The organism is Clostridium tagluense, from assembly GCF_003865095.1.
In the GTDB taxonomy this organism is placed as follows: Bacteria; Bacillota; Clostridia; order Clostridiales; family Clostridiaceae; genus Clostridium_AD; species Clostridium_AD tagluense.
Map to the genome: position 1 here is coordinate 1 of NZ_BHYK01000033.1, position 20006 is coordinate 20006.

Consider the following 20006-nt stretch of genomic DNA (forward strand, 5'->3'; position numbering starts at 1 on the left):
AGGCTTTATAACCTTAACTGAAAAATTTATGATTAGGTAATTCTTATTGAACCGCCGTGTACCGAACGGTACGCACGGTGGTGTGAGAGGTCGCTAAATAAATTAATTATTTAGCTCCTACTCGATTACAAAATTGAAAATGATGGTTTAAATAATAATTTTATCTAGTGTAATTATTATTTCCCGCGAGTGGCTAGAGCATACCAATGATCTCCATACTTGTAGCCTTTGGTTATATTACCACTTATTTTGTTATTATGATTTTTATTAGAAGTGGAGTATATACCACTTTTAGCTATAATTCCGTTACTTGAGCTAATTTTATTATTGGTGATTGTAATATATTGAGGATCAGCTACCCCATTCCAGTCAAGTAATATGGCATTACCTTTTTCGGGAGTATTAACATCATTTTTACCATTAGTATCAGCTATAATATTATCTGAAACGGTGCAATTTGAAGTACCTGCTATTATTGCTATGCCATTAGTTTGCGAAGACAATACATTATTACCTGTAACAGTTGATCCAGTTGTAGCAAAAAGGCATATTGCGCCCAAATTTCCACGACCTTTTATTGATTCTTCTACTGTATTGTTTTTAACAATGTTATTATCAGATTGCCATATTTCTATTTGATTAAATCTGTTATTTTTACAGGTATTATTTATAATAGAATTTGCGCTGGTAACTTTTTTGCTACCTCCATAAACTGTAACACCTTCCTGACCATTACCTTGGCAATTATTATTGGCTACTACAGAATTGGTTGTGCCTTTTCCAGTGGTTGAATTGTAAGCAAGTATTACACCTTGTCCTCCACTGTTATTCAAAATATTATTTGTTACGTAGATGTTTGTTCCATTTAGACAATAAACATGCCCACTTATTTGTTCAATGCTATAGCCACCAAAAACCTTAGGGTTATCAAAATTATTGTTATCTATTATAATATTAGAGCTATCATTATCTATTAAAACTCCATATTTGTGTATATCATAAAAATATGAATTCGTAAGGGAACAGTTACTTGCTCCATAAAAATTAATCCCTGCATAATCAATGTTATTTGTGAATCTGCAACCTATTATATTAACTCCATTTTTTTGAAAAACACTTAAAGCTGTAGAGCAATTTTGAAACTCTATACCCTCAAAACTGTTAAAATTGCCTGCGGAAAATAAAGTATTTTTGCCAGTGCCTTTAATTATAACATCATTAGAAGAAAGTAGTTTTATATTGTCTTTTAATTTAACAGTACTAGAAAATTTATATATACCTTTTGGTAATTGTATTACAGCGCCTTGTGAAAAAGAGTCTATCATTTTTTGAAATTGGATTGAGGTATCTGATACTCCTGTTATATCTAAATTATAATTTATAGCATTTATAATAGTAGGAATATTAGTTGTCATAGATACGTTAGAGGATTGTGATGTTAGATCAGCAGCATTTGTAGTAGTTAGAAAGTAACTAACATTTGATAAAGAAATTAATATTATTATTGCGGTTATACTTTTTTTGAAATTGTTTTTTAACATTTAAATCACTCCTTTTATTTCGGTGGCTAGGCTACCATACCTAAGTAAGGCCCTATGGCTTTGCGTCCTTACCTTTCGATAAGTTTGCTATTATCGGTAAAAGATTCATCTAGAAGATTTATCTAGAAGATTAAATAAAATATTACCATTAATATATATTATCGAAAACAATCTACTATCCTTTAGATTTTCTTAAATTAGTTATAAAAATGGGTGAAAACATGTTCATTTTGAAATTTTAAATTTGCCATAAATTTATGGGAGATATATAATTAATTGTGGTTATTTTAAAGTCTGAATAGCACTTTCCAAATTGATTATACTAATCATTATAGGAAGGTGAAAATATGAAGAAAATGAAACCATGGATGAAGATTGTTTTAAGTGTATTTGTTATTATTGTACTAGTTGGTGGAGCTGTATTTAGCTATACATTTTATCAACTTAGCAAAATGAATACTTCAAAAATATCAAAAACCGATGCAGATTTAGGTATCAAGCCTGAAGTATCTGTAAAAAAAGAAAATGAAAAGGGTATAATAAATATTGCACTTTTCGGTCTGGATAGAGAAGATAAAAACCAGCCAAGTCGGTCGGATTCTATAATAATACTCTCTATTGATAAAGTGCAGAAGAAAATAAAAATGTCTTCTATTATGAGAGATACATACGTAGAGATAAGTGGTCATGGTAAAACAAAGCTTGCACATGCATATGCTTACGGTGGACCCCAGCTTGCTATAAAAACTCTTAATGAAAATTTTAATTTAGACATTAGAGATTATGTTTCTGTGGATTTTATTGCCTTTGAAAAAATAATAGACGATATTGGCACAATAAATATAGATATTAAACAAGACGAAATTAGTGCAATAAACGATAAAATACTTGAAGCTTCTAAAATCGAAAAGAAAGCAGTTACTAAAATTACAAAATCGGGACTGCAGACTTTAAATGGACTTCAGGCTGTTGCGTATTCAAGGGTACGATATACTACTGGCGGGGATTTCCGGAGAACTGAAAGGCAAAGAAAGGTATTATCAGATGTGCTTACAAAAATTAAATCATTAGGGGTGACAGAATCTCTATCAGTTGCTACTAAGATTCTACCTTATACTGAAACAAACATGAATAATATGGAAATAATAAAAAATACTAAAGAAATGGTTACGTTTAATATAAATAGCTTGGAGCAGGAGAGATTTCCAGTAGATGGCTACTGCAGGGGAAAAACTATTGATGGAGTGTGGTATTTAGCTGCGGATATGTCGGCTACTATAGACCAAATCCACAAATTTATTTACAAAGATATAAAGCCGGTGCCTAAAGCCACATTGTAAATATGGCATAGGTGATAATTTAAATTATTTCTAGTTGTAAATAAAATATAAAGGAGAATGAATTATGAAGATATTAATTACAGGAGCTAATGGCCAGCTTGGACGAGAGCTTGCTAATCAATACAAAGATATAAGAGGTATTGACTTAATACTTGCAGGTAAATTAGATTTAGATATAACAAACCTACATAGTGTATATAGTTTTGTAAACCAAAAAAAACCAGATGTAATTATTAACTGTGCTGCATTTACTGCTGTTGACACCTGCGAATCACAAATAGATATGGCATATAAGATAAATGCTATAGGACCTAAAAACTTGGCTATAGCTGCAAATGAAATTGGGGCAGAAATTGTTCAAGTATCAACAGATTATGTTTTTGATGGTAATACTGATAAATCACTAACAGAGTTTGACCTCGTAAATCCACAAACTGTTTATGGGAAAACAAAGCTTGAGGGAGAAATATTAGTTAAAAGCCACAATCCTAAGCATTATATAGTTAGAACTGCATGGCTTTACGGAGAAGGGAATAATTTTGTAAGGACTATGATAAATTTAAGTAAAACTAATACAACAATAAAAGTAGTTAATGACCAAAAGGGAACACCTACAAGTACAGTGGATTTAGCTAGAGTTATAATAAAACTTATAGAAGATAAAAATTATGGATTGTTTCATTGCACCTGCAAAGGCGAATGTACCTGGTATGAATTCACTAAAGAAATATTTAGACTTAAGGGTATTTCTACAGAAGTTTTGCCTTGCACAACAGATGAATTTAAAAGACCAGCAAAAAGACCTAAATATTCAGTGCTTAGAAATTATATGATGGAACTCACTTGTGGGGATATAACTAGGACTTGGGAAGAAGCGATTGGTGAATATTTAAAATAATAAAGTCAGAAAGTAATCTGGTATAAAGTCATTTTTGATGGCTACTGCCAGGTGAAAATCATAGTAAAATAGTAAGCTAAATAGTATAATTGCATTGTGGGATTCTTATAACTTACAAACGAGCTTAAATAATTTTGAAACCATTTGAAAGGGGTTGAATATATTGGCTATTTTAGTTTGTGGCGGAGCTGGCTACATTGGAAGTCATATGGTAGCGGAGCTTTTAGAAAAAGGCGAAGAAGTTGTAATTCTAGATAATCTTGAAAAAGGACATAGGCAAGCATTACTTGGTGGCAAGTTTTATGAGGGAGATTTAAGAGATAGTAACCTATTAGATCTTGTTTTTAATGAAAATAAAATAGATGCAGTTATAGATTTTGCAGCAGACTCACTAGTGGGAGAGAGTGTAGTGGAGCCACTAAAGTATTTTGAAAACAATATAGGAAGTACTGTTAATTTACTAAAGGCTATGAGAGATCATAAAGTACGCCATATAGTATTTTCCTCAACAGCTGCAACTTATGGAGAACCGGAGAGTATACCTATCCTTGAAGAGGATAAGACAATACCAACTAATCCCTATGGAGAGTCAAAGCTTGCAGTAGAAAAGATATTAAAGTGGTGTGATAATGCCTATGGGATTACCTATACAGCTCTTAGATATTTTAATGCAGCAGGAGCTCATGTAAATGGAAAAATAGGAGAAGATCACTCACCAGAGTCTCATTTAATACCATTAATTCTTGAGGTAGCACTAGGAAAAAGAGAAAAAATCATGATTTTTGGGGATGACTATCCTACAGAAGATGGTACCTGCGTAAGAGATTATATACATGTAACAGATTTAGCAAATGCACATTTACTTGCCCTTAAAAGACTTAGAAATGGTGGTAAGAGTATAATTTGTAACTTAGGCAATGGGGAAGGTTTTTCTGTTAAAGAGGTTATAGAAGTTGCAAGAAAAGTTACAGGCCAGGTTATAAAAGCTGAAATTGCGCCAAGGCGTGCGGGAGATCCTGCTGTACTTATAGCTTCTAGTGATAGGGCAACAAGTGAGCTCGGTTGGAAACCTAAATATAATTCCATTGAAAACATCATAGAAACAGCTTGGGAATGGCATAAAAATAATCCTAATGGGTATGAAAAATAACTTATAAAATAAGGATGTGTTTATATGAAAGTTAAAAAAGCGATTATACCAGCAGCGGGACTTGGAACAAGGTTTCTTCCTGCAACAAAGGCACTACCTAAGGAAATGTTACCTATAGTTGATAAGCCTACAATGCAATATATTATAGAAGAAGCTGTGGCTTCAGGCATAGAAGAAATATTAATTATTACAGGAAGAAATAAAAAGTCTATTGAAGATCATTTTGATAAATCTGTAGAACTTGAGCTAGAGCTAGAAAATAAACATAAGGATGGCTTACTTGAACAAGTTAGAGATATATCAAACATGGTAAATATACATTTTATAAGACAAAAAGAGCCAAAGGGACTTGGCCATGCTATAAATTGTGCAAGAACATTTGTGGGTAATGAACCTTTTGCTGTTATGTTAGGTGATGATATAGTTGACGCGAAGATCCCTTGTTTAAAACAACTTATGGACTGTTTTGAAGAAAAGGGAGCAACAATTTTAGGGGTTCAAGAAGTGAAAAAAGAAAATGTAGATAAATATGGAATAGTTGATGGGGTTCAAATTAGCGATAGAGTATACAAAGTTAATAACCTTGTTGAAAAACCGCAAGTAGACGTGGCACCCTCAAATGTAGCTATACTTGGTAGATACATTATAACTCCAGAGATATTTGATATATTAGATAATACAAAGCCAGGTAAAGGTGGAGAAATTCAACTAACGGATGCTCTAAAGACTCTAATAGGACAGCAAGATATGTACGCTTATGTATTCGAAGGAAGAAGATATGACGTAGGTGATAAATTAGGATTTCTTGAGGCCACAGTTGAGTTTGCACTAAAAAGAGAAGAATTAAAAGTTCCTTTTATGGAATATCTTCAGACTTTAAAATGTAATGATGAGTTTAGTGACTTATATAAAAAAGTAGAAAAAAGAAGATTGTAGTTGTTAAAGAATGAAAATTTAGAATTGCAGCTTTAAAGATAATTAACGTAAATAAGATAGAATTTGCTCATGAGCAAATTCTATCTTATTTTTTTTGAATTTTAAGGAAAAAGAATTATATAGAAACTTTGTGCGAATGGCAATAAAGTTAAAAATCTTTAGTGTCATTAGGATTGTTATATGGCATTGGGGGGGTGGCCTTTCCAGCTGCTTTCATTAGGCTAGCATAAGAGACATACATAATAGTTAATATAAATCCAATAATTATAAATTTTATCATTAAGACTACATCCTCCCACATTAATAACAGTTAATAGATTTTTATTCATATAAAGGTATATATAGATTATATGTCTTAATGAAAAAAAACACAATGCATTATGGTGACAGGCCACTGGGATGTTAGATGATTGTTAATTTATGTTATTAGTATGATATTTTTTAAATATAAAAGAATTACTACATTTTTATAGGGTTTGAAAATTCCATATAGAGATAATCAGTGGTTTTGTAACAAAAAAGATTTTGGTTATAATTGGTGAGAATGTGAAATAGAATAGAGGATAGTCATTCTTATATTTTAAAAAGAAGAGGTGATATATATGCAACAATCAGAAGAAAATTCCATGGTTCAAGAGTTGGAGAATGCCAGAGAGTATGAGAAAAATATAGGATATTTTATTATCAAAAGAATAATTGATATTATGGGCGTTTTATGCGGAATTTTATTACTAAGTCCTGTGATGATTGTTGTTGCTATTTGGATTAAGTTAGATTCAGTAGGACCTGTTTTTTTTATACAGGAACGAGTTGGACAAGATGGTACTAGGTTTATGATGTATAAATTTAGATCTATGTGTTTAGATGCAGAATATCTTTTGAAAAAGCTTAAAGATAAAAACGAAATGTTAGGACCTATGTTTAAGATAAAAGATGATCCAAGAGTAACTAAAGTAGGGAGATTTATAAGAAAGACAAGTATAGACGAGTTACCTCAACTTTTTAATATATTAAAGGGAGAAATGTCACTTGTGGGACCAAGGCCAAGTCTGCCTAAAGAGGTAGAACAGTTTACCTCATTTCAAAAACAAAGATTAGTTGCAAAACCAGGCTTAACTTGTTATTGGCAGGTAAGAGGAAGAAGTGATGTGAGTTTTCAAGAGTGGATGGAAATGGATGTTCAGTATATAGAAGAACGAAATACATGGATAGATATAATACTTATATTCAAAACGGTGAGAGTGCTGTTTGGGGATGATGGCGCAAGGTAGTATTAGTTCAAAATTGAAAGTAAGGAGGTGTACTTAATGCTTTGTGCATTAATAATGGCAGGAGGTAAGGGTACTAGATTTTGGCCCTTGTCTACGGCAGAAAAGCCAAAACAGTTTCTGAAGCTTATTAGTGAAGATACAATGATTCAAATGACCGTGAAAAGATTAGAAAAACTTATTCCTATAGAGAGAATATTTATAGTAACAGGTAAAAGATATATAGATCTAGTTAGAGCGCAGTTACCTAACTTACCAAATAGAAACATTATTATAGAGCCTGTAGCAAAGAACACGGCACCTTGCATAGCGCTTTCAGCTTTTCATATTAACAAAATATACGGAGATGCTACTATAGCAGTATTACCCTCAGATCACCTTATTACTGATGAAGAAAATTTCTTACAAGTTTTAAATTCAGCACATGAATTTGTAGATAAAAACAAAGAAGCCATAGTAACTATAGGTGTAAAACCAGATAGACCAGAAATAGGATATGGCTATATAAATTATAGCCATATACATTGTTTAATAAATGGATATGAAGTTAGAAGTGTTAAAAAGTTTGTAGAAAAACCAGATTTACATAAGGCAAAGGAGTATTTAAAAGATGGAAATTACCTTTGGAATGGTGGAATGTTTATTTGGAAGGTGGCCAATATTTTAAGACTTACCAGTCAATATTTGAAAAATACTTTTGAAGTGTTAAGTGAAATAGTAGCGACCTGCGAAGCGGATTATCAAAGAGTATTAGAAGAAAAATACAATAATATTGATAGTATATCTGTAGATTTTGGAATTATGGAGAAAGCAAAAGACATATACGTTATTCCAGGAGAGTTTGGATGGGATGATGTGGGAAATTGGGAAGCTGCCCAGAGATACATGATGAAAGACTGTAATGATAATGTTTGTATGGGTAATGTTAAGAAATTTGATTGTAGCAATAACATTATTATTAGTAATGGTAAACCAATAGTTATCTCAGGGCTTCAAGGTATATTTGTGGTTGAAAGTGATGATATGATATTTGTTGGGAAAAAGGATGGAATGGATAGTATAAGAGATATCAAGATGAAAATTTGAAAAGCGAAGTTATAAACAATTAGGACGAGCTTATAAGTCATAATGAAAGAACAATACATGGAAGGAGATAATATGAAAATCTGTTTAGTTGGTTCAAGTGGAGGTCATTTGACGCATTTATGGTTACTTAAAGAGTATTGGATAAAGCATGATAGGTTTTGGGTAACATTTGATAAAGAGGACTCAACTTCATTACTTAAAGACGAGAAAAAATATTTTTGCTTTTTTCCAACCAATAGAAATATACTAAATCTTATACGTAACACTTATTTAGCTATAAAGGTATTAAAGAAGGAAAAACCAGATTTAATAATTTCCACTGGAGCTGCAGTAGCTGTACCTTTTTTCTATATAGGAAAATTATTTGGCGCAAAGCTTATATATATAGAAGTATACGATAGAATTGATTTGCCAACAATTACAGGTAAATTAGTCTATCCTATAACTGACAAGTTTATACTGCAATGGGAAGAACAAAAGAAGTTTTACTCTAGTGGGATAAACATAGGAGGGATTATATGATATTTGTTACAGTAGGAACCCATGAAGATTCTTTTGATAGATTAATTAAAGAAATAGACAGACTTAAAGGTGAAAAAATTATTTTGGAAGATGTAAAAATCCAGATAGGATATACTAAATATTTACCTAAATATTGTAGCTATGAGAGGGTTATTGGGTTTGAGAGGATGAATAAGCTAGCGAAGGAAGCTAGGATAATAATAACTCATGGAGGCCCGGGTAGCATGCTACTAGCTTTGCAGTATAATAAAATACCTATAGTAGTGCCAAGGCAAAAGAAATTTAATGAACATGTAGATGATCATCAAGTGTATTTTAGCAAAAGAATGAAGGCTGAAAATAGAGTGTTAACAGTTTTCGACATAGAATGTTTAGAAGATATTATAGTGAATTACAGTGAAATAGTAGCAAATAACGAGGTAGATGAAGTTAGTTGCACCAGTAACTTTGTAAGACGATTTAAAATAATTGCAGATGAGTTATTGATTTGAAAAAGGTAATATTAAATAGTAGTATTTTATATTTAACAAGAGAAATGGCATATGGTGGTGTAGAAAAGGTTGTAATGCAATTGTCATATTATTTTAAAAATGAATTTAAGAAGGTCGTAGTTTGCTCTTTAGGTGGAAATTATGAAAAAGATTTAAAAGAATTAGATGTGAAACATTATAAAATTGGAGACTTTGAGAATAAATCACTGGCTAATGTGATTAAAATTACATTTCAGCTATATAAAATAATAAAAGTTGAAAAAATTACTTTAGTTCATAGTCAACATAGAATGGGCACCTTTTATGCTAAAATATTATCAATTTTAACTGGAGTTAAAGTTGTTCATACTGCACATGTATTACAAGAAAATAAGAAAGGGTTAACAAAATATGTACTTAGAAATACAAATATTATTGCTGTTAGCAATGGAGTTAAAAATAATTTGTTAAACTATTTTAATGTAAAGGCTAAGGCAATAATAGTTATATATAACGGAGTTACTAATGAAAGCTTTGAGTACAGAGAAATTCGAGAGCTAAAGGAATGCAAGGCTGAAGGATATTTTTTAGTAGGGACTATTTGTAGATTAGCTGAGGAAAAGGGAATTAAATATTATATTGAAGCAGCACTACACTTGTTAAAAACAGATGCAAAAGTTAAATACGTTATCGTCGGTGAAGGAGATTTGAAGGAAGAGATTATTAATAGTATTGAAAAGCACAATTTAAGAAATATGTTTATTATTCTTGGGTTTAGAAAAGATGTATTAAATATAATTAATCAATTAGATTTAGTTATATTACCCTCATTGAGGGAGGGACTACCATTGCTTCCCATGGAGGTATTTTCTCAAAATAAAACAATTGTAGCTACTAATATAGACGGCACTAATGAAGTTATAACAAATAATGTTGATGGATTATTAGTTGAACCTAGAAATTCAAAGCAATTAGCTGATGCAATTTATCATTTGTATTCCAACTCTTTAGAACTTAATAATTTAGGCGAAAATGCATATAACACTTATTGTGAAAAATTTAAATTAGAAAATGTTATGGGAAAGTATAAAAATTATTATGAAGAGATTCTTAATAATTAGTTGTAGCCTTTTCTGTAGATATGGGTAGCAAAGGAGGAAATATGAAAGTATTATTTATTAGTGATGGTATGTCTTTGACTAATACAGGTATTGCCAGCGTGAGTACAAGAAACTATAACTTAGTTAAAAGCGCTGTAGGAGATCAAAATGTTGACTTGGTTGTCATAGGTAATAAACAGTCAGAACAATTTAAAGGTGCCATAAAAACTTATAATTCACCTTCTAATAAGCTATGTTCATTGATTAATTGTTTGAATTTATATTATCCTGTATTGAATGGATATATAGTTTCAGATATTAAAAAAACAATTAGACAGCATTCTTATGACGTTATATATATAGATAATTCAATGTATGGGAAACTGGCAAAAAAAATCAAAAAAGAATTTATCAATATAAAAGTAGTAATTTTTTATCATGATATAAAATATCAATTAGCAAAGCAGGATTTAAAGAATTCAGGATTCATATATTATCCTAAGTATATAGCAACTATATATAATGAAAGATTGAGTTCAATATATTCCGATAAAATTATAACCATAAATGAAAGAGATGCCGCGCAGTTAAATAAAATCTACAACAAACAGAGTGACTTAAATTTACCTGTTACTATGAAGGATAGGTTTAATGTGGAGATAGCTAATAAAAATAATAATAAAGAGGTACCTATAGCTTTATTTGTAGGGGTGGGGGATTACTTTCCTAATGTTAATGCAATGAACTGGTTTATTAGTAAAGTGTTATCGCAATTGGATTTAAAACTTATAGTAATAGGTAAAAATATGGAGAAACATAAAGAAAAGTTTGAAGGTATGTCTAGTAAAGTTAAAGTTGAAGGTACGGTTGTGGATATTGACAGTTATTATTATAAATGTGATTTTGTTATTGCTCCATTATTTGATGGTGCGGGGATGAAGGTAAAAGTTGCTGAGGCGTTTATGTTTGGAAAGACGGTTTTTGGCACCAAAGAGGCTTTTGAAGGCTACGATATAGATAAATATAGTGGTTCAGGTTTTTTATGTAACAATCCCATAGATTACATTAAAGCAATAAAAAATTATATTGGGAATAATAAAGATCATAATTATAATGATGTAGCTAGAAAGTTATACCTTGAAAACTTTATAGACAAGTTATATATTAATAAGCTAGTGGAGCTACTAAAGTAGTATAGAGTTAATAGAAAAAATAATATGGAAGTTTGCTATCGTAAATTTATGGAGAGGTAAGGCGGAATGAATAATTTTGAACCATTAATTTATATAATACTTTTAAATTATAATGGCTATAAAGACACAATAGAATGTGTAAGAAGTATAGAAAAAATAAATTATAAAAATTATAAAATAGTTATAGTTGATAATAATTCAAAGGATGGGTCGGAAGAAATATTAAAAGGGGAATTTAAAAAGTATAAAATAATTCAAACAAATAGTAATAAAGGGTTTGCAGGGGGCAATAATATTGGAATTAAGTACGCTATTCAAGAAGGTGCACAATATGTATTGCTATTAAATAATGATACTTTGGTGGAAGTTGAATTTTTAACTAATTTAATAGATGAAACCCTTAACGTAGAGGAGAAACCAGGTATATCGATTGGTAAAATTTATTACAACCATGGAATTAGGAGGATATGGTATGCTGGTGGCGGCATTAATTATTTTAAAGGGGAATCTTTTCAAATTGGATGTGGAGAAGCTGATAATGGTCAATATGATAGGGAAAAAAATGTAGATTTTGCCACAGGGTGTATGATGCTAATTGATAAAGAAGTAATAGAAAAAGTAGGATACTTATCAGAAGAATATTTTTTATATTATGAGGATACTGATTATTGTATGAAGGTAAGCAAAGCAGGCTACAAAATATTGTATTGTCCTAAGTCATTAATTTATCACAAGGTAAGTGGTTCAACGGGAGTCTTATCAGAAACTTATCAATTTTATATGTGCAGAAATAGGTATTTATTCATAAAAAGAAATTTTGGAGATAGATACAAGGCTATGGCTACCCTTTATACAAATATATATATGCTGCATTGTATACTTATTGGAAGATATAATTATAAGAATGTAGTTAAAGCTATAAAAAGTTATAATTTTTTAAAGAAAAGAAACCAGAAGAGGAGCATATGTAATTGAATATATTATATATATCTCATGAAATGGAATTAGGTGGCGCGACAATTGCATTATTAGAATTAATTGATGAAATGATATTAAAAGGTAATAATGTCTTTGTAACAGTTATAGCTAAAGAAGGAGCTTTTTATGAAGAGATAAGTAAAAGAGAGGTTAAGTTAATTATAGTTACCTATTATTTTTGGTTAAACAAGAAAATCAAAATAAGAAGTAAAGTGAAATTTTTATATGAAAATATTATTAACATTATTAATGCAAGAAAAATTTCTAGAATAATTAAGCAAAATAAAATAGATTTAATTCATACAAATACAAGTGTGGTTAACTTTGGATTGTTGCTAAGTAAGAATACTGGAATACCTCATATATTTCATGTAAGAGAGTTTGCTGAAAGAGGGTTGAATTTTAAATACTTTTTATCAAAAAAGAAATGTTTAAGTTTCATATACAAGTACTCAGAAAAAATAATAGTTATATCTAAAGCTTTGTATGATGAAAATCTTGAGAACTTTAGTAAAGATAAACTTACCCTAATATATGATGGAGTTTCTATTAGAAATTTAAAAAAGAAATCAGAAAACATAAAAACATTAAAGCCTTTTAATATTATGATTGTTGGTGAGGTAGCTCCTCATAAAAGAACAAAAGATGCTGTTCTAGCTGTGAATAATTTGATAAAAAAAGGTTATGATGAAATTATGCTTTTTATTGTTGGAAATGGTAATGAAGATTATATTCAAGAGATAAGAGGAGTTATTAAAGAAAATAATATTGAAGGAAATGTAATATTAATGGGTTTTAGAGTTGACATAGATGTCCTGAGAGCAGGTATTTGCCTTGAAGTAGTATGTTCAGGTAGCGAGGGTTTTGGAAGAGTTACCATAGAGGCTATGTTTAACGAAAACCCAGTGATAGGCGCTAATAACACAGCTACTGGGGAGCTTATAATAAATAATTTTAATGGATTATTATATGAAACAGGTGATTATATTGGGTTATCAGAAAAAATTAAATATTTTATTGATAATCCAAATGAAATTGAAAGAATGGGTGTTAATGGTCATTCCTATGCTATTGAAAGATTTACATCAAAAAGGAATGCAGAAGAAATATATAAACTATATAATGAAATTTTAAAATCATAGGAAAATATATTTCAGGTTAAGGGAGTGGGGAATACAATGTATCAAGATATATTAGTTAGAAAAAAATTAAAACTCAATTTATTTGAGCTTTTATTTATAATCTATAGTTTTTTTCAAATGTTCCTATTTACTTGGCTATGGAATAAAAATTTTTATCAATATATTTTTATGGTTTATATTATATATTTTATAATTGTTGTTGTAGATTCTAAGAAAAAGCATAATTCTAAGGTGAGGATCATAGGAGTTATATTTGTTTTAGTAAATATTACGGTTATTTACTTGAATATAAGTGAAAATGGCATATCTGCTCACTTGTTAAAGAATGTATTTAATGTATTTTCAAATATATTTATTATTATTTTTTTTGGGTTTATTATTAAGAATAAGAGAGAAGCATTAGAAAGGTTAATAATAAAAAATTTGTCAGTAGTGCTTAATTTATATTTTTTCATTAATGTTCCAATTATTATAAAACAAATAGGTAACACAGGCTTCATGATGAGATTTACAGATGGTAACCCGTTGTATTTTGATCAAATAACTGGATTAATAGGCGTAAATGGAACACACAGAATGACATTCTACTGGGTAGCATTAACGCTAATAAATATATATATTTATCAAAAATACAAAAAAAAATTTATACTCTGGATGACAATATCTGAAATAATCTTTATGGTAATAATATCTTCGTATTGTGATAATACAGCTTTTTATTATTTTTTTCCTATAATTATATTACAATTTTTCATAAAGGAGTTCTTGAAAATTAATATTAGAGGCTTTGTAAAATTTATCAGCATAATAGTAGTGGTTACCATATGTGGTGTATATATATACAACAATAATGAGCAAGTTAATGAATTTTATAATTCAAGGATTAAAGAAAAATATGAGCAGTATTCTGGAAAAAGTGGGGAGCAAGAAGATGAGGAAAGAGTAATTTTGTTTAAATACGCTTTGGACTATGGGAATGGATATAAGTTAGGTTCTGGTATAGGAAGTGCAACCTATGGAGACATTATGTTACCACCACATTTTGGTATGAATGAAATATCAATTATAACTTATCAAGGAGGACTTATTTATTTATTATCTATTATACTCTTGTACTCTTATTATTCTATTAGACTCCTTTATTTCTCTAATAAAATAAAACTAATTAGATTTTTTGCTTATTTAATAATGGTTATTAATTATACAGTCATGTCAATATATACTCAGGTATTTAGTACATTTGAGATGATATTTATGTTAGCAATAATTCTAAGCATTTTTAATTTTAAATATACTGAAAAGATTGAAGATAAGCATGAGAATTTAGATAAATATGATAGTTTATTAAATATTGAATAATTTAAATGTTGAAAGGATTGAAAAAATGAGGACACAAAACACTATAAGAAATACTGCTTATGGTTTAGTTGGGCAGTTGATTGGAACTATACTTAGTTTTGTAAATCGTACCGTATTTATTTATATATTAGGTGCTAATTATTTGGGGATAAACGGATTGTTTGGTAATATACTTTCTATGTTATCTTTAGCGGAACTAGGCGTAGGTAGTGCAATAATATATAGTATGTACAAGCCTTTGGCAGAAAAAGATGAAATTAAGATTAAGGCTATAATGGGCTTGTATGCAACTGCTTATCGTATTATCGGGTGTACAGTTGCAATAATAGGGCTTCTATTGCTTCCCTTTTTAAATTATTTAATTAAGGATAAACCTAATATACCAAATTTAAATATAATATACTTATTGTTTTTAGCTAATTCTGTTATCACATATTTTTTCGCTTATAAAAGTTCACTTATAATGGCAGACCAAAAAAATTATATTAATATCATAAATCAAGTTTGCTTCAATTTTGTTCAAAATATTATTCAAATCATCCTGCTCCTAGTTACAAGAAAATACTTGTTGTATTTAGGACTTCAGGTTATATTTAGTTTTTTAATGAATTTTTCAATTTCTAAAAAAGCTGATAAAATATATCCTTATTTAAAAACAGGCGAAAAAAAATATTTAGATAAGGAGATTAAAAAAAGTATATTTAAAAACACAGGTGCAATGATGTCTCATAAGATTGGTGGTGTAGTAGTTAGTAGTACAGATAACATTTTAATATCTACTTTTATCGGAGTATATTGGGTAGGGTTATATTCTAATTATGTTATGATTATTGCTATGATTAATGGGGTATTAGGACAGGTATTTACAGCTTTAACCGCCAGTATTGGTAATCTAAATGCTATAGAAAGTAATGAAAAATCTCATGAGGTATTCAATATATTATTTTTTATGAATTTTTGGTTATATGGGTTTTGTAGTATAGCATTGTTGGCGTTATTTAATCCTTTTATTAAAATGTGGATAGGCTATAAGTATATAATGGATGACTATATCGTAATTATGATTGTACTGAATTTTTTTGTGATGGGGATGAGACAAACGGTTTTAATGTATAACATTACTTTAGGATTGTTTTGGAATTATAGGTTTAAACCCTGGTTTGAGGCACTAATAAATATGGCGGCCTCTATTATATTGCTTAAAAAATTTGGTGTTGCGGGGGTATTTTTAGGGACATTTATAAGTACAATGACAACATCCTTTTGGGTAGAACCATATGTACTATATAAACGTGGGTTTGGAAGGCCAATTAGACCATATTTTATAAAGTATACAATCTATACATTAATTACAATTGGTGCAGCAATAATAACAATATTAGCCTGTTCTTTGTTTACTAAATATACGATTTTAAGTATAGTTGGCAGAGGATTATTTTGTCTGATCATTCCTAATGTAATATTTGCAAGTATATTTTTAAGAACTAATGAATTTAAACATTTACAGGGAGTAGTTAATGGGATGATGCACAAGTGAAGTGACTTTATAATGCTTCAAACCATTAACTACTGTGAGTTTATATTAGGCATAGTTTTTATTGAACTTTCTTTAGTCTTATAAATATATTTTGTTGGATAGAAAAAGAAATTTAATATATTTATCTTATATGCTATATATCCAGCAATGATAGGAATAGAAACACCTAGAATTAAGCCTAAAGCTGTATGCAATGCAAAATTATCTATTTTGAAAATTTTTGATAAAACTATACGAATACCTGCCATTGGTATTACATGTAGCAAATAAATATGAAAAGAATATTTTCCGATTATATTCAATATATTTCTAATAAAATTATTTATTGTAGATAAAAGACTTGTAACAAAAATTGCAAATAAAGATCCTGTTAGTGATAATGCTATTTCTAAAATACTGCTTATAAATTTATTATGGATATAAATGAATTTAGTATAAGCTAATATATTTAAAAAAATATATATAAGAGAAAATAATGCTAAAGCCAAATTGTTTGTTACAAGGGTTTTATTTTTTAAATATAACATTTTTCCTATATAAAAATAGAATGCATAATCACAAAAACTATCTATTAAAAAAATATTTGTTACTAGATAGGGTGATGCGAATTTTAATATAATGAGTATTGATAAGATAATATATTTATTTTTCAGCAATATTTCTAACAAAGGAATTATTAAGAATATAATTAATAATGTATACAAAAACCAAAATTGAAATAATGGGACAATTGGTATTCTTAGCAAATTTATTATGCTCACAGTACCATTAGTTTTTGAACTTAAAATAATATTAATCGTGGATTGTACTAGTGTAAATACAAAATATGGTATTCCTAGGTTTAAGATGTTATTGAAGGATATTTTTTTATATTTGCTGAAAGAATCGATTTGCTTGGTTTTGGCATATAGATACCCACTTAAAATAAAAAATAAGGGCATAGCAAAGCTATCCACAGTAAAGTCTATATATTTAAAACTTGAGTAGTTATACATATTAGCTGAAATAAAACCTCTAAACATATGGACAGTAACAACTAAAAGTATTGCAAAGGCTTTTGTACGAATAATCCATTCCTCTCTGGAATATTCCAATGGGACTACCTCCTTTAATTATAATTCACTAAATTTAAGCTGAAATATTTACAATCATAATATATTATGTAAATAAGAAAGGTTATATAACGGAATTAGTTAAATATTCACATATGATAGGTAAGTTTTATAAAACAAAAAACAAGCGAGGCTTTTTTAAATTAATCCCACATTTTTGAGCTTAAACGAACTGAATCAAATCCATCAATCCTCGCAACTATACTTTTATCATTATCTGAATCTATTCCGTATACTGCAGTTACTCCCGAACCATTTACCAAGGAAGCATTTTTATATATCTCATAAAATTTATAACCGTCTGTAGCATAAACTTGACCTTTTAATAAAGTGTCATCAGTTATATTACCTGTAAAAGCATTACCAACTATTGAAAATCCAAAATATGCCTTTGAATTTTCAAAATCTATAGCTGAAGTGCAGCCGATGGGAACTTCTGTATTTGTAGTTTTACCCCATCCCACCTGGAATAAAAAGGCGGTTTCAAAGTTTAAATTTTGTTTTGATTTGGTTCCTGTAGTTGGTCTATCATATCTTAGTACGGAAACTAGCCTTGAGTCTGATAGGAATAATACACAGTTTTTTAAAGGAATAATTTGTGTTGTTTGCGTAGGACCATATCCAATAGGCGATGATTTAGTCCAAGTTACTCCCATATCTTTGCTGAAAAATATCATTTGAGCACCAATGCCATCACCTATACACGTCCATAACATTGGCTTTCCAGCTGAATTTAATTCGTAGGGGTCTATAGCACAATCGTGAGTATGAAATTTTGTATTGCCATCTTCAATAAAACCTTCTTGTTTGTAAATATCAAAACATTCTTTTATTGTTACACCATAGTCTTCGCTAATATATGCCTTTGAAGCAGCTCCTATTGTGTTGCTATATTGAGTAAACATTACATAGTTCTTGTAAGTTTTCGCTCCAAATAAATCATGTGTTGGGGAGTTTAGCATATCAAATACTTTTTTAAAGGAAGCAAAGTTATTTGTTGATAAGAATATTTTACCATTTTTATCCCATACTAAAACATTACCATTATCGAGTATCAACATTTTATAAAGAGAAGTTGCGCCTATAACTGTGCCTACATTTGTGGAAAACTGGTCAACACCCCAATTATCAGAACGGTATATTATATTACCAACCGCGCAGTATGACTTGCTATCTTTAACTGCTAGCAATGTGCCTACTGAAGTAATGGTGTTTAGAACTTTTGGAGTAGGGGCTTTATTATTATAATCCCCTATAATTTGTGAGGGGTTTTCTTGTGAAGGGTTCTGAACATATACAGATGCAGTTAAATTACTTTTTCCATTCCAACCATTTATATTCATAAATTTAACATTTTGGAACCGCTTAGTTTTAATAGAGTAAGTTCCAGAAGTTGATATAAAATTTAATGAATTACCCGTATTTAAATTGATCAATTGCAATGGAGTAGTGGTATAAACCCCAGGGGAAATTTCACCGTACACGTATATAAGCGTATCATAAGATTTTGTCACTTTCAAAAATATTTCTTCATAATGTGAAGAATCAAAAATTACGGTTTTGTCCGAAGTGGGTGAATTGAAGATTGATACTACTGAGGGATTACTAGGACCAGCGCAACTAATTATAATATTTTGGGGATACAACTCTCCGTTAATCCCAGTACTATTTACAGTTATAGTGTGATTGCCTTTTGACAATGATGATATATCAAGAGCGTAACTAAAACCGCTTGTTGCACCACCAATATAGCCAGGGAAAGCAGTATTTACATCTGGTCTTTCTATTCCTAAAATTGCATCTCCATTGTATATATTATCAACATAGACTTGTACATTTTTAATTCCAGAAGGAGCAAGAGCCCAACCATTAATGGAAAGTGGAATTTCTGAAGTCGTTATAGTTAAACCATCTTCTGGAGTGTCTATGAATGCTCTTGAGGGTAAATTTACAGTTAGTATAATATCTTGTGACAATATAGCACCGTTAACCCCAGTACTATTTACAGTTATAGTGTGATTGCCTTTTGACAATGATGATATATCAAGAGCGTAACTAAAACCACTTGTTGCACCACCAATATAGCCAGGGAAAGCAGTATTTACATCTGGCCTTGGTATTCCTAAAATGGCATCGCCCTTGTATATATTATCAATGCATACTTGTACATTTTTAATTCCAGAAGGATCAAGTGCCCAGCCATCAATGGAAAGTGGAGTTTCAGAAGCGGTTATAGTTACCCTATCTGTTGGAGTGTCTATAAATAATTTTGGTGAAGAGGTTCTAGCTTCAACTATTACTGAAGTAGTAGTACTAGATAAACCAATAATTAAAAGAGTAACTATAAATACAAATTGCAAAAACTTTTTCATTG

General features: G+C 29.8%; 18 protein-coding genes and 1 riboswitch. Of the genes, 14 read left to right on the top strand and 4 right to left on the bottom strand.

Annotated features, from left to right (window positions below; translation table 11 throughout):
• Positions 1 to 176 precede the first annotated feature (176 nt).
• Positions 177 to 1541 carry a right-handed parallel beta-helix repeat-containing protein gene (locus Ctaglu_RS20135; protein ID WP_125005089.1) on the bottom strand — a complete coding sequence of 455 codons (1365 nt, stop codon included), beginning with the start codon at positions 1539 to 1541 and terminating at the stop codon, positions 177 to 179.
• Between the two features lie 18 nt (positions 1542 to 1559).
• Positions 1560 to 1640, bottom strand: a riboswitch (cyclic di-GMP riboswitch).
• Positions 1641 to 1888: 248 nt separating this feature from the next.
• Between Ctaglu_RS20135 and Ctaglu_RS20140 the strand changes: the two genes are divergently transcribed.
• From Ctaglu_RS20140 to galU, 4 genes are all read left to right on the top strand, one after another.
• Positions 1889 to 2881, top strand: coding sequence for an LCP family protein (locus Ctaglu_RS20140; protein ID WP_125005091.1), 993 nt, complete (start codon positions 1889 to 1891; stop codon positions 2879 to 2881).
• 64 nt (positions 2882 to 2945) lie between these two features.
• Entirely contained in the window at positions 2946 to 3779 is an 834-nt protein-coding gene (gene rfbD, locus Ctaglu_RS20145; RefSeq protein ID WP_125005093.1) for a dTDP-4-dehydrorhamnose reductase, read from the top strand.
• Between the two features lie 163 nt (positions 3780 to 3942).
• The gene (gene galE, locus Ctaglu_RS20150) at positions 3943 to 4929 is read left to right on the top strand and encodes a UDP-glucose 4-epimerase GalE (RefSeq protein ID WP_125005095.1); all 987 of its coding nucleotides are present in this window, start codon (positions 3943 to 3945) and stop codon (positions 4927 to 4929) included.
• A gap of 24 nt (positions 4930 to 4953) precedes the next feature.
• Entirely contained in the window at positions 4954 to 5865 is a 912-nt protein-coding gene (gene galU / locus Ctaglu_RS20155; protein WP_125005097.1) for a UTP--glucose-1-phosphate uridylyltransferase GalU, read from the top strand.
• A 148-nt stretch (positions 5866 to 6013) separates the two neighbouring features.
• Here the strand turns inward: galU and Ctaglu_RS26300 are convergent, their stop codons facing one another.
• Positions 6014 to 6145: a hypothetical protein gene (locus Ctaglu_RS26300; RefSeq protein ID WP_258880970.1), complete on the bottom strand. Its 132-nt coding sequence runs from the start codon at positions 6143 to 6145 to the stop codon at positions 6014 to 6016.
• 322 nt (positions 6146 to 6467) lie between these two features.
• Between Ctaglu_RS26300 and Ctaglu_RS20160 the strand changes: the two genes are divergently transcribed.
• From Ctaglu_RS20160 to Ctaglu_RS20205, 10 genes are all read left to right on the top strand, one after another.
• The gene (locus Ctaglu_RS20160) at positions 6468 to 7136 is read left to right on the top strand and encodes a sugar transferase (protein WP_125005099.1); all 669 of its coding nucleotides are present in this window, start codon (positions 6468 to 6470) and stop codon (positions 7134 to 7136) included.
• Between the two features lie 36 nt (positions 7137 to 7172).
• Positions 7173 to 8219 (top strand): mannose-1-phosphate guanylyltransferase, encoded by a 1047-nt coding sequence (locus Ctaglu_RS20165; RefSeq protein WP_125005101.1) that lies wholly within the window; start codon positions 7173 to 7175, stop codon positions 8217 to 8219.
• A 72-nt stretch (positions 8220 to 8291) separates the two neighbouring features.
• Positions 8292 to 8741: a PssD/Cps14F family polysaccharide biosynthesis glycosyltransferase gene (gene pssD, locus Ctaglu_RS20170; RefSeq protein ID WP_125005103.1), complete on the top strand. Its 450-nt coding sequence runs from the start codon at positions 8292 to 8294 to the stop codon at positions 8739 to 8741.
• On the top strand, positions 8738 to 9232 hold the full coding sequence (locus tag Ctaglu_RS20175; protein ID WP_125005105.1) for a glycosyltransferase: 495 nt from the start codon (positions 8738 to 8740) through the stop codon (positions 9230 to 9232). Before pssD ends, Ctaglu_RS20175 begins: the two co-directional genes overlap by 4 nt.
• Positions 9229 to 10332 carry a glycosyltransferase gene (locus Ctaglu_RS20180; RefSeq protein WP_125005106.1) on the top strand — a complete coding sequence of 368 codons (1104 nt, stop codon included), beginning with the start codon at positions 9229 to 9231 and terminating at the stop codon, positions 10330 to 10332. The genes Ctaglu_RS20175 and Ctaglu_RS20180 overlap by 4 nt, the downstream gene beginning before the upstream one ends.
• 41 nt (positions 10333 to 10373) lie before the next feature.
• Positions 10374 to 11504 carry a glycosyltransferase gene (locus Ctaglu_RS20185; RefSeq protein ID WP_185732858.1) on the top strand — a complete coding sequence of 377 codons (1131 nt, stop codon included), beginning with the start codon at positions 10374 to 10376 and terminating at the stop codon, positions 11502 to 11504.
• 66 nt (positions 11505 to 11570) lie between these two features.
• A complete protein-coding gene (locus tag Ctaglu_RS20190) occupies positions 11571 to 12479 on the top strand; it encodes a glycosyltransferase family 2 protein (RefSeq protein ID WP_125005110.1) in 909 nt (302 codons plus the stop codon).
• A complete protein-coding gene (locus Ctaglu_RS20195) occupies positions 12476 to 13624 on the top strand; it encodes a glycosyltransferase family 4 protein (protein ID WP_125005112.1) in 1149 nt (382 codons plus the stop codon). The genes Ctaglu_RS20190 and Ctaglu_RS20195 overlap by 4 nt, the downstream gene beginning before the upstream one ends.
• Positions 13625 to 13660: 36 nt before the next feature.
• Complete coding sequence (locus Ctaglu_RS20200) at positions 13661 to 14983, top strand: hypothetical protein (RefSeq protein ID WP_207669508.1); 1323 nt, start codon at positions 13661 to 13663, stop codon at positions 14981 to 14983.
• A 25-nt stretch (positions 14984 to 15008) separates the two neighbouring features.
• Positions 15009 to 16520, top strand: a complete 1512-nt coding sequence (locus Ctaglu_RS20205; RefSeq protein ID WP_148097601.1) for a lipopolysaccharide biosynthesis protein — start codon at positions 15009 to 15011, stop codon at positions 16518 to 16520.
• Between the two features lie 29 nt (positions 16521 to 16549).
• Here the strand turns inward: Ctaglu_RS20205 and Ctaglu_RS20210 are convergent, their stop codons facing one another.
• Positions 16550 to 17614, bottom strand: coding sequence for an acyltransferase family protein (locus tag Ctaglu_RS20210; RefSeq protein ID WP_125005118.1), 1065 nt, complete (start codon positions 17612 to 17614; stop codon positions 16550 to 16552).
• A 161-nt stretch (positions 17615 to 17775) separates the two neighbouring features.
• The gene (locus Ctaglu_RS20215; RefSeq protein ID WP_125005121.1) at positions 17776 to 20004 is read right to left on the bottom strand and encodes an Ig-like domain-containing protein; all 2229 of its coding nucleotides are present in this window, start codon (positions 20002 to 20004) and stop codon (positions 17776 to 17778) included.
• Between the last annotated feature and the right edge of the window lie 2 nt (positions 20005 to 20006).

Coding starts and splice junctions, on each gene's coding strand:
- Ctaglu_RS20135 (WP_125005089.1), bottom strand. CDS start 1,541: ATGTTAAAAAACAATTTCAAAAAAAGTATAACCGCAATAATAATATTA.
- Ctaglu_RS20140 (WP_125005091.1), top strand. CDS start 1,889: ATGAAGAAAATGAAACCATGGATGAAGATTGTTTTAAGTGTATTTGTT.
- rfbD (WP_125005093.1), top strand. CDS start 2,946: ATGAAGATATTAATTACAGGAGCTAATGGCCAGCTTGGACGAGAGCTT.
- galU (WP_125005097.1), top strand. CDS start 4,954: ATGAAAGTTAAAAAAGCGATTATACCAGCAGCGGGACTTGGAACAAGG.
- Ctaglu_RS26300 (WP_258880970.1), bottom strand. CDS start 6,145: ATGATAAAATTTATAATTATTGGATTTATATTAACTATTATGTATGTC.
- Ctaglu_RS20160 (WP_125005099.1), top strand. CDS start 6,468: ATGCAACAATCAGAAGAAAATTCCATGGTTCAAGAGTTGGAGAATGCC.
- Ctaglu_RS20165 (WP_125005101.1), top strand. CDS start 7,173: ATGCTTTGTGCATTAATAATGGCAGGAGGTAAGGGTACTAGATTTTGG.
- pssD (WP_125005103.1), top strand. CDS start 8,292: ATGAAAATCTGTTTAGTTGGTTCAAGTGGAGGTCATTTGACGCATTTA.
- Ctaglu_RS20175 (WP_125005105.1), top strand. CDS start 8,738: ATGATATTTGTTACAGTAGGAACCCATGAAGATTCTTTTGATAGATTA.
- Ctaglu_RS20185 (WP_185732858.1), top strand. CDS start 10,374: ATGAAAGTATTATTTATTAGTGATGGTATGTCTTTGACTAATACAGGT.
- Ctaglu_RS20190 (WP_125005110.1), top strand. CDS start 11,571: ATGAATAATTTTGAACCATTAATTTATATAATACTTTTAAATTATAAT.
- Ctaglu_RS20200 (WP_207669508.1), top strand. CDS start 13,661: ATGTATCAAGATATATTAGTTAGAAAAAAATTAAAACTCAATTTATTT.
- Ctaglu_RS20205 (WP_148097601.1), top strand. CDS start 15,009: ATGAGGACACAAAACACTATAAGAAATACTGCTTATGGTTTAGTTGGG.
- Ctaglu_RS20215 (WP_125005121.1), bottom strand. CDS start 20,004: ATGAAAAAGTTTTTGCAATTTGTATTTATAGTTACTCTTTTAATTATT.